The sequence below is a fragment of the Stenotrophomonas sp. 01N47 genome (assembly GCF_056399165.1).
This window is the reverse complement of sequence record NZ_JBFTQU010000005.1, coordinates 625,897-640,624: the sequence shown is the minus strand read 5'-3', so window position 1 is coordinate 640,624 and position 14,728 is coordinate 625,897. Positions and strand designations below refer to the sequence as shown.

General features: G+C 67.8%; 9 protein-coding genes. 6 read left to right on the top strand and 3 right to left on the bottom strand.

The features are described from left to right. Positions 1-27 precede the first annotated feature (27 nt). The 3 genes from rnr (at position 28) to rlmB (ending at position 3,950) form a co-directional block, all read left to right on the top strand. The gene (rnr, locus tag AC1DKR_RS12820) at positions 28-2,487 is read left to right on the top strand and encodes a ribonuclease R (protein WP_478033177.1); all 2,460 of its coding nucleotides are present in this window, start codon (positions 28-30) and stop codon (positions 2,485-2,487) included. A 132-nt stretch (positions 2,488-2,619) separates the two neighbouring features. Beyond that, complete coding sequence (locus tag AC1DKR_RS12815) at positions 2,620-3,114, top strand: GFA family protein (RefSeq protein WP_478033174.1); 495 nt, start codon at positions 2,620-2,622, stop codon at positions 3,112-3,114. 92 nt (positions 3,115-3,206) lie between these two features. Beyond that, on the top strand, positions 3,207-3,950 hold the full coding sequence (rlmB, locus tag AC1DKR_RS12810) for a 23S rRNA (guanosine(2251)-2'-O)-methyltransferase RlmB (protein WP_478033171.1): 744 nt from the start codon (positions 3,207-3,209) through the stop codon (positions 3,948-3,950). Positions 3,951-4,244: 294 nt separating this feature from the next. On the opposite strand, the gene AC1DKR_RS12805 is transcribed toward rlmB, so the two are convergent. Genes AC1DKR_RS12805 through AC1DKR_RS12795 form a run of 3 tightly spaced genes read right to left on the bottom strand, consistent with a single transcriptional unit; the run spans position 4,245 to position 8,874 of the window. Next, a complete protein-coding gene (locus tag AC1DKR_RS12805) occupies positions 4,245-5,684 on the bottom strand; it encodes an efflux transporter outer membrane subunit (protein WP_478033168.1) in 1,440 nt (479 codons plus the stop codon). Further along, positions 5,681-7,639, bottom strand: coding sequence for a MacB family efflux pump subunit (locus tag AC1DKR_RS12800; RefSeq protein WP_032975817.1), 1,959 nt, complete (start codon positions 7,637-7,639; stop codon positions 5,681-5,683). Before AC1DKR_RS12800 ends, AC1DKR_RS12805 begins: the two co-directional genes overlap by 4 nt. Then, a complete protein-coding gene (locus tag AC1DKR_RS12795; protein WP_025875401.1) occupies positions 7,636-8,874 on the bottom strand; it encodes an efflux RND transporter periplasmic adaptor subunit in 1,239 nt (412 codons plus the stop codon). Before AC1DKR_RS12795 ends, AC1DKR_RS12800 begins: the two co-directional genes overlap by 4 nt. A 205-nt stretch (positions 8,875-9,079) precedes the next feature. Between AC1DKR_RS12795 and AC1DKR_RS12790 the strand changes: the two genes are divergently transcribed. The 3 genes from AC1DKR_RS12790 (at position 9,080) to AC1DKR_RS12780 (ending at position 14,440) form a co-directional block, all read left to right on the top strand. Then, positions 9,080-9,808 (top strand): response regulator, encoded by a 729-nt coding sequence (locus AC1DKR_RS12790; RefSeq protein WP_025875399.1) that lies wholly within the window; start codon positions 9,080-9,082, stop codon positions 9,806-9,808. A gap of 6 nt (positions 9,809-9,814) precedes the next feature. After that, positions 9,815-11,206: an ATP-binding protein gene (locus AC1DKR_RS12785; RefSeq protein ID WP_478033162.1), complete on the top strand. Its 1,392-nt coding sequence runs from the start codon at positions 9,815-9,817 to the stop codon at positions 11,204-11,206. A 213-nt stretch (positions 11,207-11,419) separates the two neighbouring features. Next, positions 11,420-14,440 (top strand): two-component regulator propeller domain-containing protein, encoded by a 3,021-nt coding sequence (locus tag AC1DKR_RS12780; RefSeq protein WP_478033159.1) that lies wholly within the window; start codon positions 11,420-11,422, stop codon positions 14,438-14,440. The last annotated feature ends 288 nt before the right edge of the window (positions 14,441-14,728 follow it).

The window sequence follows — 14,728 nt, the reverse complement described above, 5'->3', positions numbered from 1 at the left end:
CGCCCACAGCGGCTACCATGGAGGGCGATGACTACCAAAAAACCAAGCAAGGGCGGGAGCAAGTCCCGCAGTGAAGCCCCCAACAAGGGCACCAAGCAGGGCACTGCCCGCAACAACAAGCCGGGCAAGCCGTTGCCGGGCTGGCTCCCCGCACTGGCCGAAGGCGGTGCACCGCCTCCAGGACGTGGCCGCCGCAACGCCGAGCCGCCGGGTCCGGCGCCGGGCCGCAAGCTGCCGCCGACGGGCAAGGTGATCGACGATCCCTATGCGTCCCGCGAAGCGGAAAAGTACGAACAACCCATCGCCAGCCGCGAGGCCATCTTGGCCCTGCTGGAACGCTGCGAAGGGCCACAGACGGCTGAGGAACTCGGCGCGCGCCTGGGCCTGACCGCACCGGACCGTGCCGAAGCGCTGTCGCGCCGGCTCGGCGCCATGGTCCGCGACGGCCAACTGGTGCAGAACCGCCGCGGCGGCTTCGCGCCCATCCAGGCGTTGAACCTGGTCACCGGCGTGGTGATCGCCAATCCGGAAGGGTTCGGCTTCCTGCGCCCGGTCGAGGGCGGTGACGATCTGTTCCTGCCGCCCTATGAAATGCGCAAGGTGATGCACGGCGACAAGGTGCTGGCACGTGTCACTGGCATTGACCACCGCGGCCGTCGCGAAGGCAGCATCGCCCGCGTGCTCGAGCGCGGCATGACGCGCCTGATCGGCCGCTTCAGCGTCGAAATGGGCATCAACTACGTAGTGCCCGATGACAAGCGCATCCAGCGCAACGTGCAGGTACCGCCGGACCAGACCGGCGGCGCGAACGATGGCCAGCTGGTCGTCTGCGAACTGACCCAGGCACCGGACAGCCGCCGTCCGCCGATCGGTCGCATCATCGCCGTGCTCGGCGACAAGCTGACTGCCTCGCTGGTGGTGGAAACCGCGATCCACGGCCACGAGCTGCCGTTCGAGTTCCCGCAGGAGGTGCTGGACGAAGCCGCCTCGGTACCGCTGGTGGTCGAGCCGGCGATGATCGGCGGCCGCGTCGACCTGCGCAGCACGCCGCTGGTGACCATCGATGGCGAGGACGCCAAGGACTTCGACGACGCGGTGTACTGCGAGCCCAACGCTGATGGCTTCCGCCTGGTGGTGGCCATTGCCGATGTCTCCAACTATGTCCGTCCCGGCACGCCGCTGGACGATGAAGCACAGAAGCGCGCCACCTCGGTGTACTTCCCGGGCTTCGTGGTGCCGATGCTGCCGGAAACGCTGTCCAACGGTATCTGCTCGCTGATGCCGAAGGTCGACCGCATGTGCTTCGTCTGCGACATGCAGATCGACCGCGAAGGCGTCGTCACCCACTCGCGCTTCTACGAGGCGGTGATGAATTCGCACGCGCGCCTGACCTACACCCAGGTGTGGCAGGCGGTGGGCGAGGACGATGCCGGTGCCAAGGCCTTCATCGGTGACCTGCTTCCGCAGGTGCAGCGCTTGCACCAGCTGTACAAGGTGCTGTCCAAGGCGCGCAGCAAGCGTGGCGCGATCGAGTTTGAAAGCAGTGAAGTCCGCTTCGTACTCGACAACCGCGGCGAAGTCACCCAGGCCGGCATGCTGGTGCGCAACGATGCGCACAAGCTGATCGAGGAATGCATGATCGCGGCCAACGTGGAGGCGGCCAAGTACCTGCTGTCGCGCCATGTGCCGGCGCCTTACCGCGTGCACGAGAAGCCGCCGGAGACCAAGTACGCCGATCTGCTGGAATTCCTCAAGGAGTTCAAGCTGAGCCTGCCGCCGTGGTCGAAGGTGCGCCCTGGCGATTACACCAAGCTGCTGAAGAAGATCCGCGACCGTCCCGATGCCACGCTGCTGGAATCGGTGCTGCTGCGCAGCCAGAGCCTGGCCGTGTACAGCCCGGACAACAACGGCCACTTCGGCCTGGCGCTGGAGGCGTACGCGCACTTCACCTCGCCGATCCGTCGTTACCCGGATCTGCTGGTACACCGTGCGATCAAGCATGCGCTGTCGGGCAAGCCGCTGGACAAGTTCACCTACACCGCCCGCGAGATGGCAGCACTGGCACTGCAGTGTTCCGAGCGTGAGCGTCGCGCCGATGAGGCCGAACGCGAAGTGGATGAGCGTTACCGCGCGGCGTGGATGGAAAAACACGTCGGTGGCCAGTTCGACGGCGTGATCAGCGGCGTGACCAGCTTTGGCCTGTTCGTGGAGTTGGCCGACTCGAAGGTGCAGGGCCTGGTGCACGTGACCCAGTTGCCGCAGGACTATTACAAGTTCGACGCGACCCGCAAGACGCTGACCGGCGAGCGCCGCGGCAGCAGTTACCGGCTGGGTGACCAGGTGCGCATCCTGGTGCTGAAGGCCAGCATGGAAGAACGCAAGATCGACTTCCGCCTGGTCGAGCACAAGGGCGAGGAAGAGGAAGCAGGCGCGGCCCCGCTGCCCGAGCGCGGCAAGCCGGCCAAGCGCGCGAAGAAGAAGTATTGAAAGCTGTGCCGACCAACGGTCGGCACCCACCACGCCGGCGCCGCCCATCCCGGTAGGCGCCGGTCCCGGGCGGCACGTTCCCATCGGTAGGTGTCGACCTTGGTTGGCACGATGTTCCGGAGGAATACAGCAATGCAGGGCCAACCCGAATACAGCGGCGGCTGCCAGTGCGGCGCGATCCGCTTCCAGGCGCGGGGCGAGCTGACCGACAGCTCGATCTGCCACTGCCGGATGTGCCAGAAGGCCTTCGGCGCCTACTACGCGCCGCTGGTGTCGGTGCGCGGTGTGCAGTTCAGCTGGACCCGTGGCCAACCGCGCTATTTCCAGTCGTCCAACGTAGTGCGGCGCGGCTTCTGCGCCGACTGCGGCACGCCGTTGACCTATGAGGCCCCCGATGGCTTGGCGGTGGCCGCCGGTGCGTTCGACCAGCCTGAACGACTGCCGCCGACCCTTCAGTACGGCGTCGAGCGCAAGCTGCCCTTCGTCGATGGGCTTGGCCGGCTGCCGGCACGCCGTACGGAACAGGACATGGCCGCGCTGGAATTCCTGGCCACGGTCGTTTCCCACCAGCACCCCGACCACGACACCCCGCACTGGCCACCGCGCAGCCGTTCGGCCGAGGGGTGAACGGCGGGTAGCGCCGGGCCATGCCCGGCGAGCGCGAAGCGCGGCCGCCCCTGATGCTCTACCATAGCCACCCCCTTTCCGGTCCTGCCCGCATGAGCAAGAACAGCCAGTGGATCGTCGGCGTCAACGCCGTCGCCTCCTCCATCGAGAACGACGCCGAGAACGTCCGCGAAGTGCTGGTCGAGGCCGGTGCGAAGAACCCGCGCCTGGTCGAAATCGAGGAAAACGCCCGCCGCAAGGGCATCGACGTGCGCAAGGTCAACAGCCAGGCGCTGGACGGCGTGGGCGGTTCGGTGCGCCACCAGGGCGTGGCTGCACGCTATGCCGCCGCCCGCACCTACAACGAGAACGAGCTGGAAGGCCTGGTAACCGCTGCGGAAGGCAAGGCCCTGCTGCTGGTGCTGGACGAGGTGCAGGACCCGCACAACCTCGGCGCCTGCCTGCGCTCGGCTGCCGCTGCCGGCGCCACCGCCGTGATCGTTCCCAAGGACAAGTCAGCCACGGTCAATGCCACCGTGCGCAAGACCTCGGCCGGCGCTGCCGACCGCATCCCGGTGGTGGCGGTGACCAACTTGTCGCGCTGCCTGAAGGACCTGCAGAAGCAGGGCGTGTGGATCTACGGCCTGGCCGGTGAGGCGACTGCGTCGCTGTACCAGCTGGACCTGAAGGGCAACATCGCCCTGGTGCTGGGCGGCGAAGCCGACGGCCTGCGCCGCCTGACCCGCGAAAACTGCGATGGCCTGGTCAAGATTCCGATGCCGGGCGAGATCGAGAGCCTGAACGTTTCGGTTGCTGCCGGTGTCAGCCTGTTCGAGGTCGTGCGCCAGCGGGGTTGATCGGCATCGCCGCAGCGTGATCCGGGTCAGATTCCTTTCCCTTGGGAAAGGGATCTGCCCCTATTTTCTGCCGGACCCCAATCCACGCATGGCGTGGATCTACTTTCAGCTCTCGCGGAACTGTATGAGCCGGGGTGCCGTGGGTGTGCAGGGTGTGAGCCGCATGGATGCGGAGACCAAGCCCCAGGGATGGGTTCACGGCGTCCCCGCACATCCACGGCACCCCGGCGATCCTGCAGAAACCGCGCTGTTGTCGTTGCCTCTGCGGGTGCGGGGCGCAGCCCCGCATCGCGCTTACCCCGCACTGCCTCCCAGCGCCTTGAACAGCGTCACGTCGTTGTTCAACTGGCTCTGCCGCACCCGTGCCAGTGACAGTTCCGCGTCGCGCCGGGTCTGCTGCGCTTCCAGCCAGGTGCGCAGATCGGTGGCGCCCACGCGATAGCGCACTTCCTGCGCACGCTCCACTTCCACCGCTTCATCATAGGACGCCTGCGACGCGGTCACCTGGCGCAGCAGCTGCTCGCGTGCGGACAAGGCGTTGTCCACCTCCGACAGCGCGGTGTACAGCGTCTTGCGGAAGTTGGTGGCGGCGATCTGGTAGTTGGTGCCGGCCACGTCCGTATCCAGCTGCGCGCGCTGCAGGTTGAGGAAGGGCAGCGACAGCCCGGCTCCCAGCGTCGCCACCGGATTGCGCAGCACATCGCCCAGCGAGGTGGCGCTGGAACCCAGGCTGCCGGTAAGACTCAGTGCCGGGTAGTACTGGGTGGCGGTTACCCGGATCGTCTTCAGGCTGTTGCGCAGCCGCAGTTCGGCCGCGCGCAGGTCGGGCCGCCGGCCGAGCAGGTCGGCGGGCAGGCCTTCGGCAATGCTCGGGCTCTGCGCCTCCAGCAGGTTCTGCGGTTCGTCCTGCTGTGGCCACGGCGTGCCATCCAGCAGCACGGTCAGCGCGTTGCGCACTTCCACCCGCTGTTGTTCCAGCGCGCTCTGCGCCGAACGCTGCGACTGCAGGTTCTGCAGTGCCTGGCGTACTTCCAGGCGCGAAACCGCACCGGCATCGAAGCGCGCCTGCACCAGTTCGTGCGTGCGCTGCAGCCGCTCAAGGTTGGCTTGGCCGGTGGCGATGGACTGGTTGAGGTAGGCCAGTGCCCAGTACTGGTTGATGACATCGCCGATCACCAGCAGGGCGGTGTTCTGCCGGTCTTCTTCGCTGGCGTTGGCCTCCCAGCGGGCGATGTCGCGCTGGGTGCGCAGGCGGCCCCACAGATCGATCTCCCACCCCAGCGACACGCCGGTGGAATAGCTGCGGCGCCAGTCGTCGGCCTGGTCGGTGGCGCGGCTGCCGCTTCCGCTCACGCCGGACGACGAAGGTTGCGGCCACAGCGCGTTGCTGGCCAGCCCGGCCTGCAGGCGTGCACGTTGCACCGCCAAGCCGGCCGCACCGAGGTCGCTGTTGGCGGCAAGCGCCTGCGCGACGAGGCGGTCGAGGCGCTCGTCGCCGAAGCCGGTCCACCAGCTGTCCTGGCGGATGTCGCGGGCCGGGGTGTCCAGGCCACTGCGTGGGTCGTCGGCCGGCGCGTTGAGGGTCGCATCGCCACGACCATAGGTGGCGGCAACGCTGGGGTCTTCGACCGGATAGCGGCCTACGGAAGCGCAGGCGGAGAGTGCAAGCAGCACGGCGCCGGACAGCAGCAGGCGCGAGGGAGCGGGGAAGGGCAGTCGGGTCATCATCTTCATTCGCGGGCCAGGGCCTCCACCGGGTCGAGCTGGGCGGCACTGCGTGCCGGCAGGAAGCCGAACGCCACGCCGATCAGGGTCGAGCAGGCGAAGGCGGCAATGATGGAAGCGGTGGAGAACAGCACCTGGAAATCACTGGCGAACCGGCCGATCAACACGCCCATCAGCAATGCCAGGCCGATGCCGAGCAAACCGCCGAGCAGGCACACCAGCACCGCTTCGATCAGGAACTGCTGGCGGATGTCGCTCTGCCGCGCCCCCACCGCCATGCGCACGCCGATCTCGCGGGTGCGCTCGGTCACCGAGACCAGCATGATGTTCATCACGCCGATGCCACCGACCAGCAGCGCGATGGCGGCAATGGCGCCGATCAGCAGGGTCATCGTGCGCGTGGTCTGTTCGATGGTGTCGCGGATCTCGGCGCTGTTGCTGAGGAAGAAGTCCTCGGTGCCGTGGCGCATGGTCAGCAGCCGGGTGATCGCTTCCTGTGCCGCATCCATCGGCGTTTCATCGTTCACCCGCACGGTGATGCTGGAAACGTGGCTCTGCCCAAGCATGCGCGACATCACCGTGGTGTAGGGCACGAACACGCTCAGGCTGGTGCTGCCGCCGAAACCGAAGCTCTGCTTCTTGGCCACGCCGACCACGCGCACCGGCACGTTGCCAAGCAGGATCACCTGGCCGATCGGGTCGCTGTCGGGGAAGAACTGGGTCCGGGTGTTCTCATCGATCACCGCCACCTGGCCCAGCCCTTTCACCGCGTCGGTGTCGAAGAAGCTGCCGCTGAGCAGGCTCACGCCCTTCACCCGGAAGTACTGCTCGCCGACGCCGCTGATCTGCGCGGTGGCCGACTGGTTGCGGTAGCGCGCGGTGACCGAACTGGACACGCTGGGGGTGGCGCTGTCGACGTAGCTCTGCCGCGACAGGGCATCGGCATCGCTGGCCTTGAGGGTCTGCACCCGCGCCGAACGCATGTCGCCGAAGCCGCGACCGGGGTAGACGTCGATGGTGTTGGTACCCAGCGCGCTGATGTTCTGCAGGATCTGCTGCTGCGAACCGTTGCCCAGTGCCACCACCGAGACCACCGAAGCGATACCGATGATGATGCCGAGCATGGTCAGGAAGGTGCGCAGGCGATGGGCGTTCATCGCCAGCAGGGCCATCCGGAACGCTTCGGTGAAGCGGTCGCGGGCGGCCTGCCAGCTGCTGCCATGGGCCACGCCAGCGCTCGGCTCGCGTTGCGCACGGTAGCTGGGCGCGGCCGGATTGGCACGGTCGGCGATGATCTCGCCGTCGCGGATCTCGATGATGCGCTGTGCGTGCTCGGCCACGCTCATGTCGTGGGTGACGATGATGATGGTGTGGCCTTCGGCATGCAGTTCGCCGAGGATGGCCATCACCTCTTCGCCGGATTTCGTGTCCAGGGCGCCGGTCGGTTCGTCGGCCAGGATCACCTCGCCACCGTTCATCAACGCGCGTGCGATCGACACGCGCTGCTGCTGGCCACCGGACAGCTGCCCGGGTTTGTGGTGCATGCGGTCGGCCAGGCCCAGCCGCTGCAGCAGCTGCTCGGCACGCGCGGTGCGCACCGGGCCGGGGCTGCCGGCATAGACCGCCGGCACGGCCACATTGCCGCGTGCGTCGAGATCGCCCAGCAGGTGGTAGCGCTGGAAGATGAAACCGAAGTGCTCGCGGCGCAGCTCGGCCAGCTCGTCAGGCGCCATTTTTCCGGTCTCGCGGCCCGCCACCTGGTAGCTGCCACGGGTAGGGCGGTCCAGGCAGCCCAGGATGTTCATCAACGTGGACTTGCCCGAACCGGACTGGCCGACGATCGCCACCATCTCGCCGGCATGGATGTCCAGGTTGACGTCGCGCAGCACGGCGATGACATCCTCGCCGGCAGGGAATTCGCGTCGCAGGTCGCGCAGGCGCAGCAGTGGCGCCGTCATGCTCATCGGCGCCCCATGCCCGGGCCGCCGACCCGCATCTGCATGCCGCCACGGTTGCCGCCGCCCGCGGCTGCCGCAGCGCCGCCTTCGCCGACCACCACGCGCTCGCCTTCCTTCAGGCCGGACAGGACCTCGACGTTGGCGCCGTTGTTGATGCCGACCTTGATCTTGCGCGGCTGCGGTTGGCCTTTGTCATCGACCACCCGCACGATGCGCTCGCCATCGCGCGACTTCGGTCCCAGTGCCACGGCCGGCACCATCAGCACGCCCTTGGCCTGCTTGAGCAGCACCGATACCTGTGCGGTCATGTCGATGCGCAGGGTGCCATCGGGGTTTTCGACGTCGAACAACGCGTTGTAGTAGACCGCGCTGCTGGAGCTGGAACTGGACGAGCTGCTGGAACTGGACGAGCTTTCGTTGGCGATCGATGCCGGTGCCGGATTGATCTGCCGCAGCGTGGCGTGGTACTTGCGGTCCGGGTCGCCCAGCGTGGTGAAGTACACCGGCATGCCGGCCTTGATCTTGACCACGTCGGCCTCGGACACCTCGGCATTGACGGTCACCACGTCCAGCCGTGCCAGCATCACGATGGTCGGCGCGGTCTGGTTGGCGTTCACCGTGCGGCCTTCCTCGGCCACCACCGCCACCACGGTGCCGTCCATCGGCGCGACGATGCGGGTATAGGCCAGGTTGGCACGGGCAGTGCCCAGCTCGGTTTCGCGACCCTTGATCTGCGCTTCGTAGGACTGTAGCTGCGCACGCGCGGTCTTCAGCTGGGCCTCGGCGGCGTCGTATTCCTGGCGCGAGGTGGCTTCGGCAGCCAGCATCTGCTGCTGGCGTGCGAACTCCAGTTCGGCCTGGCGCAGGGTGGCCTGCTGCACTGCGCGCTGCGCGGTCACCTGGTCCAGCGAGGCCTGCGCGTTGAGCACCTGGTTCTGCTGGGTGGTGGCGTCGATCTCGGCGATCAGGTCGCCTTCCTTCACCGTATCGCCCAGCTGCACCTTCAGCGACTTGATCTGGCCAGAGGCCTGCGCACCGACGCTGACCAGCTTGTAGGCGTCGATCACGCCGGTGGCTTCCACCGTCTGCTCGATGTCGCCGCGGCTGACCGGGGTGGTCGCCAGCGCCGGTGCGGCAGGCTTGCGCAGCAGCCACCAGGCGGATACAGCGGCGATCAGGACAATCAGGGCGATCAACATCAGGCGACCCTTGCGGGTCGCGGGCAACAGGCGGGAGATCACGTGGCGGCTTCACTCTGGGGGCCGCAGCGGCGGCGTTGGTGGGCATTGTGAAGATCGAGCGATGCTGCGCTCAATCCTCGGGGTGTGTCTCTATGTAACACTGTCTGCGAGACTGCGTATCGGCAGGTATCCCGCACTGCGGGGGATACAGTGGTACGCATTGGCCTGGATGCGGTTCAGCTGCCGACACGGGATGATTCGCGACATGGAGACTGAAAACCCGATGCACCGTTTGCTGATCGTCGATGACGACAACGATATCCGCACCCTGCTGGCCGAGCAGCTCGGCCGTGCCGGCTACCAGGTCAGCACCGCCGCCGATGGCACCAGCATGCGCCAGCTGCTGGAACGCGAACACGTGGACCTGATCGTGCTCGACCTCAACCTGCCGCGCGAGGATGGCCTGACCCTGTGCCGCGACCTTCGCGCGCGCTCGAACACGCCGGTGATCATGCTCACCGCGCGCGCCGAGCCGATCGACCGCGTGCTCGGTCTGGAAATGGGCGCCGACGACTACCTGGCCAAGCCATTCGAACCGCGCGAACTGCTGGCGCGCATCCGCAACGTGCTGCGCCGTACCGAAGCGCTGCCGGCCAACCTGGAACCGTTGGCGGTGCGCCGTGCGCGTTTCTCGCGCTGGATCTTCGACCTGGAGCATCGCCACCTGGTCGATCCGGACGGGCGCGTGGTGGTGCTGTCCGGCGCCGAATTCCGCCTGCTGCGGGTGTTCATCGCCCATGCCAACAAGGTGCTCTCGCGCGAGCAGCTGGTGGCCCTCAGCAGCGGCCGCAACTACGAAGCGCAGGACCGCGCCATCGACCTGCAGGTCAGCCGCCTGCGCAACAAGCTGGCCGATGACGGTGGCCCCGATGGCCTGATCAAGACCGTGCGCAACGAAGGCTATGTGCTGGCCTCGGCCGTCAACCTGGAATAAGCCGCGATGAAGCGCCTGCGCCACTTCCTGTCCTCGATGGTCGGACGGCTGTTCGTGATCCTGCTGCTGGGCATGAGCGTGGCCGCGATCGGTGCGACCATGCTGGCCAGTTCCAAGCGGCAGCAGGAATTCGAGCGGCAGAACCTGAACCGCATCGCCGACCGCCTGCAGGGCTACATCAACCTGCTGGACGGCAACCCGGAGCTGCGCGAGCGGCTGCTGGAAGTAGGTGGCCCCAGCGTGCGGGCACTGCAGCCCGGCGCGCGCATCGGGCGGGCCGACAAGGCGCTGATGGAAGTATTGGAGGACCGCCCGGGCCCGGTGTCACGGGCGCACGTGCACTTTGCCTCGTTCCGTTCGTGCATTCCCAAGCTGCAGGACCTGCTGCCGCCACCGCCACCGGGCCACCGCAAGCCGCCACACGAACGCGATCCCACCTTCATTCCACCCAAGTGCCGGGCGGTGGACGTGGTGCTCAATGACGGCACGTTGCTGAAGCTCGCACTGGATTCGCCGGCGATCGCGCACAACGGCATCCTCGCCGTGGACCCGCTGTTCCTGACCCTGCTGGTGCTGGCCATTGCCGTGCTGGCGTACGTGGTGGCACGCATGGCCAGTGCGCCGTTGCAGGAACTGGCGGCCGCCGCCGAGGACCTGGGCGATGACCTGCAGCGGGCACCTTTGCCGCTGCGCGGGCCGCGTGAGGTGCAGCGCGCCGCCGAAGCCTTCAATGCCATGCAGCATCGGCTGCAGCGCCACCTGGCCGAACGTACGCAGATGCTGGCGGCGATCACCCACGACCTGCAGACGCCGCTGACCCGGCTGCGCCTGCGCCTGGAAAACGTGACCGACGAGACCCTGCGCGAGCGCCTGATCGGCGACCTGGCTGCGATGCAGGCACTGGTACGCGAGGGGCTGGAACTGGCCCGGAGTGCGGAGAGTGCCGAACAGCGCGCCGCGCTGGATCTGGATTCACTGCTGGGGAGCATCGTCGAGGACACCGCCGAGGACGGCGCCGACGTTGTCTTTGAAGGCCGCAGCGGCGCGGTGCTGATGCTGCGCCCGCTGGCGATGCATCGTTTGTTCTCCAACCTGGTGGACAACGCGGTGATGTATGCGCAACGCGCCCGGGTACGTGTCGAGCGCGGCGAGGGCACGATCACGGTGGTCATCGCCGATGATGGCCCCGGGCTGGCCGATGACCAGCTGGAAGCCGTGTTCGACCCGTTCGTGCGGGTGGAGACATCCCGTTCGCGCGAGACCGGCGGTGCCGGCCTGGGCCTGACCATCGCCCGGGCGCTGGCGGAGAAGGACGGGGGCCGACTGTGGTTGCGCAACCGCCCCGAAGGTGGGCTGGAAGCGGTGGTGCAGTGGTCGACCAGCGCCGAGGCGCGCTAGCGGCATCGATCCCGGACCCGGCCCGGTTGCGCCGGGCTGCCCGGGCGCGGTGACGCCGGTGACAGGGTTTGCCCTATCATCTGCGTACTTCCCCATTCTTCGTCCGATGAGCCCGCCTGTTCCTGCCGGCATGCCGCCCTGCGCGGTGCGGCTGTCCCTGTTCGCGTCTGCTGCCGCCACCGGCATCCGCAGCTGGCCGCCGCCGCTGCGCTGATGGGCGGGCAGGGGGCGGGCAGGCGCCGGGCGGGGCGCCACGCGGAGAACATCGGTCGCCTGCTGCAGGTGGGTCTGCTGTGGCTGTTGCTGGCGATTGCCACGCCACTGGCCGCGCAGAGTGGCGCGCCGCCGTTGCGCGACTACGCCATCGACGTGTGGACCTCGCGCAATGGTCTGCCGCACAACTCGCTGCGCGACATCGCGCAGACCCCGGAAGGCCACCTGTGGTTCGCCACCTGGGAAGGCCTGGTGCGCTACAACGGCCTGGATTTCACCGTGTTCGACCGCAGCACCCGGCCGGGGCTGCGCGACAACGGCATTGGCGCGCTGCTGGTCGACCCGCAGGGCGGTCTGTGGATCAGCGATTCGCGCGGCAATGTCAGCCACCGCGGCAGCGACGGCCAGTGGCGGGTCTGGGAACATCAACCGGATACGCCGCAGGTGCTGATCCAGTCCATGCAGATGGACAGCCAAGGGCGCCTGTGGCTGTTGTACGAGGGCAAGGGCATCGGCTATCTGACCCCGGACAAGGGCATCGTCTACCAGCGCCCGCCGCCGGACCTGCCGCTGGCGATGAGTTTCACCAAGATGGCGGTCGATGCGCAGGACCGGGTCTGGATCGGCACTCTTGACGGACTGGTGCTGCGCGACAACGACGGCGTACTGCAGCGCGCGCCGGCGGCGTGGGGCGTGGACAAGGGGCTGTCTTGGCCCTATCGCGCACCCGATGGCGCGCTGTGGATTGTCGCGGGCGAGCGCCTGTACCGGGAGGAGGACGATCGCCTGGTGCTGGTGCACCGGCTGCCTGGCCAGTTGCACTTGACCGCCATGCTGCAGGACCGCCATGGCGACCTGTGGCTGGGCACCGAGAACCAAGGGCTGCTGCGCATCTCGGCACATGGCCTGGAGCGCCTGCCGGCGGGCCTGAACCTGCCCGGCGGGCGCGTGGTCAGCCTGCGCGAAGACGCCGAGGGCAGCATCTGGGTGGGTGCCAATGGCGGCCTGTACCGCCTGCGCGAAACCCTGTTCAGCAGCTACACCGAACGCGACGGCCTCAGCGGCGACTACGTGCGCACGGTGCTTGAAGACCGGGACCGTCACCTGTGGGTGGGCAGCGCCAGCGGCCTGGACCTGCAGACTGCCGACGGTCGATTCCGTGCGATACCGCTGCACAACCGTGGTGGCAAGGCGCCTTCGGTACTGAGCCTGGCCCAGGATTCCGGCGGCGATCTGTGGGTGGGCACCTTCGGCGACGGCATCTACCGGTTGCACGCCGATGGACGGCTTCGCCACAACTACGCGGCGGCCGATGGCCTGCCCGGCGGCAACATCCGTGCGATCAGCATCGCGCCTGACGGCGTGGTCTGGGCGGGAACGCAGAAGGGCGTGGTCCGTATCGAAGGTGACAAGGTAACCGTGCCCATGGTTCCCGGCATGCCGGGAGGCCTGACCACCGCGCTGGAACACGATCACCAGGGAAATCTGTGGATCGGCACCATCGAAGGCGTCCGCGTGCTGCGCGGTGACCGGGTGCAGTCGATCGACCTGGCGCCGCTGGGCGGTGGCCGCAGCGTGTTCGGCTTCCACCAGATCGGCGATGCGATGTGGATCAGCAGTGATCGTGGGCTGTATCGCTGGCAGGCGGGGACGTTGGCACGGGTGGGCCTGGAGCAGGGCATGCCGGTGGATGCGGTGTTCCAGTTGGTGCCCGACCGACTGGGCAATGTGTGGATCAGCAGCAACCGCGGAGTACTGCGCACCGACATGGCCACGCTCAACGCCGTGGCCGACGGACGCGCGCCGCGGGTCACGGTGGAGCGTTACAACGAGATCGACGGCATGGCCAATGCGCAGGCCAACGGCAGCTCCGGTCCCTCGGCGATCCTGCGCCAGGACGGCACCTTCTGGGTGGTGACCGCGGGCGGTTTGAGCACGGTCGATCCGCAGCGGCTGCAGCGTTTCCGTGAGCGTCCCGCACCGCCTGCGGCAATCGAGAACGTACAGGTCGACGGTGCGCCGGTGCACTGGGAAGGCCCCGAGCGCAACCTGATTCCCGGTGGGCGACGGCTTGCGGTGAGCTACGTGGGCCTGAGCTACCTGATGTCCGACCGCATCCGCTACCGCACACGGCTGGAAGGGCTGGACAACGGCTGGGTGGAACGTGGCCCGCAGCGCAGCGTGGAATTCGTCGGCCTGCCGCCGGGTGATTACACGCTGCACGTGGCCGCCGCACACCCGGGGGGCAGTTGGGGGCATCAGGAAGCGGTGTGGAGCTTCACGGTCGAGCCTTTCTGGTGGCAGCGGCACAGCGTGCAGGCGCTGATCGGGCTGGTGCTGCTGTCCGCGCTGGTGGCGCTGTACCGCTTCCTGCTGCAGCAGTACAAGGCCAGCAACCTGCGCCTGGCACGGCGCGTGGACGAGGCCACCTTCGACCTGCAGGCGCAGACCGTGCACCTGCAGGCGCTGAACCAGGAGAAGACCGAGCTGGCCGAGCGCCTGGCGCGGCAGGCCGAGGCGTTCGAACGGCAGGCCCGCGAAGATGCGCTGACCCGGCTGGCCAACCGTCGCGGCTTCGACGAGGCGCTGGCCCGCGACTTCGCCCGTGCCCAGCGCAGCGGCCATCCGCTGTGCCTGGTGGTGCTGGACATCGACCACTTCAAGGACGTCAACGACCAGCACAGCCACAGCATCGGTGATGCGGTACTGGTGGAAGTGGCCCAGGTGATCGCCGCCGCCAGCCGCGATTCGGACCTGCCGGCACGCACCGGCGGCGAAGAATTCGCGCTGCTGCTCAATGACACCCGGCTGGAGGAAGCGGCGCAGCTGTGCGCGCGCCTGCGTGGCTTGTTCCATGACCACCCGGACTGGGCCGGCATCCCCGGCCTGCGGGTGACCTTCAGCGCCGGCCTGGTGGAACTGGACGGCGACGACCGCACCCCGGCACTGCTGTACCAGCGCGCCGACCGCGCGTTGTACCGTGCGAAGAGTGACGGCAGGGATCGCACGAGCATCGGTTGATCCAATGCAAAGCATCCACGCATGGCGTGGATCGACCCGCATTGCCGTACCAACAGTCGGCACCCATCGAGCGCAGCGACCCGCTGTTGCTCCCGCTTTTCTGATCTTTCCGTGGCGCCCGGGAAATTGTCCGTGGCCGGGCGGGTGGGCTGCGCAGGGGCGTGAGCCGCATGGGCCCGAGGCACGCCTCGGGCGGGTTGGGCAGGACGCACAACCCCGGTCTTGCCGTGTGCGTAGGACAGCGCACACGAGCATGCGGCGACCGAGCTTACAGGGATGTACTTGCAG

Coding starts and splice junctions, on each gene's coding strand:
- AC1DKR_RS12780 (WP_478033159.1), top strand. CDS start 11,420: ATGGGCGGGCAGGGGGCGGGCAGGCGCCGGGCGGGGCGCCACGCGGAG.
- AC1DKR_RS12805 (WP_478033168.1), bottom strand. CDS start 5,684: ATGAAGATGATGACCCGACTGCCCTTCCCCGCTCCCTCGCGCCTGCTG.
- AC1DKR_RS12785 (WP_478033162.1), top strand. CDS start 9,815: ATGAAGCGCCTGCGCCACTTCCTGTCCTCGATGGTCGGACGGCTGTTC.
- AC1DKR_RS12790 (WP_025875399.1), top strand. CDS start 9,080: ATGGAGACTGAAAACCCGATGCACCGTTTGCTGATCGTCGATGACGAC.
- AC1DKR_RS12800 (WP_032975817.1), bottom strand. CDS start 7,639: ATGAGCATGACGGCGCCACTGCTGCGCCTGCGCGACCTGCGACGCGAA.
- rlmB (WP_478033171.1), top strand. CDS start 3,207: ATGAGCAAGAACAGCCAGTGGATCGTCGGCGTCAACGCCGTCGCCTCC.
- rnr (WP_478033177.1), top strand. CDS start 28: ATGACTACCAAAAAACCAAGCAAGGGCGGGAGCAAGTCCCGCAGTGAA.
- AC1DKR_RS12815 (WP_478033174.1), top strand. CDS start 2,620: ATGCAGGGCCAACCCGAATACAGCGGCGGCTGCCAGTGCGGCGCGATC.